Annotated in this window: 1 protein-coding gene; it reads left to right on the top strand. The window is 40.1% G+C overall.

Features of this window, described 5'->3' with window-relative positions:
• Nucleotides 1-901 (top strand): transposase (locus ACQCT8_RS18955; RefSeq protein ID WP_426873695.1); only part of this gene is annotated, 901 nt, incomplete at both ends.

The raw sequence follows: 901 nt of genomic DNA, 5'->3' as shown, positions 1-901 counted from the left end.
ATCAGCAAATTATACCGGAAATAAAACGGGAAAGTCCGGAAGAACTTTCAACGGAAGAGTTAGTTGAAGTCGTTGAAAAACTGGAAGAAACCGTTGAAACCTTTACACAGGAAATCGAAAAAACGGAAAACGTGCAGCAACGAAAGAAGCTTCGCTCTTTACGCAAAAGACCAAAACAGCTTTTCAAGATGTTCAAAGATTTTGTGACGCGCAAACAGAAGTATGAGGCGGACATGAGGCTGTTTGGCGAGAGAAACAGTTACTCCAAAACGGATCATGATGCCACGTTTATGCGAATGAAAGATGATTATATGAAGAATGGCCAACTGAAAGCTGGCTATAATGTTCAAATTGCGACCGAAGGTCAATATACGCTTGCCTATGAGATTTTTTCAAATCCAACGGATACCCGAACGCTCATTCCTTTTCTTGATTCGATTGAACAGCACTTCTTTAAACTTCCTGCTTATATAGTCGCAGATGCCGGGTATGGAAGTGAAGAAAATTATCAGGATGTATTGGACAATCGGGAGAGTACACCATTGATTACCTATAATACGTACCGGAAAGAACAAAAGAAACGCAATCAGACAAATGTGTTTAATACGGCTAACTGGAACTACAATAATGAAACGGATTCCTTCCAATGCCCAAATGACCAGCAACTTACCTTCCGTTATCATTCCCGGAAGACCGACCGCAAAGGCTTTACCAGAGAGTACAAAGTATACGAAAGTGAGAACTGTATAGGTTGTCCATTCCGTTCGGAATGTACCAAAGCAAAAGAAGGAAACAATCGAAAAATCTTTATGAACCCAAAATGGGAACAACAAAAAGAACAAATCAGAACATTGCTTTCAGAAGAAAAAACAGGGAAAATCTACGGAAGACGGAAGATTGA

The organism is Jeotgalibacillus proteolyticus (assembly GCF_050107735.1).
Classification (GTDB): Bacteria; Bacillota; Bacilli; order Bacillales; family Jeotgalibacillaceae; genus Jeotgalibacillus; species Jeotgalibacillus proteolyticus_A.
This window is presented reverse-complemented; position numbering and strand designations above follow the sequence as displayed.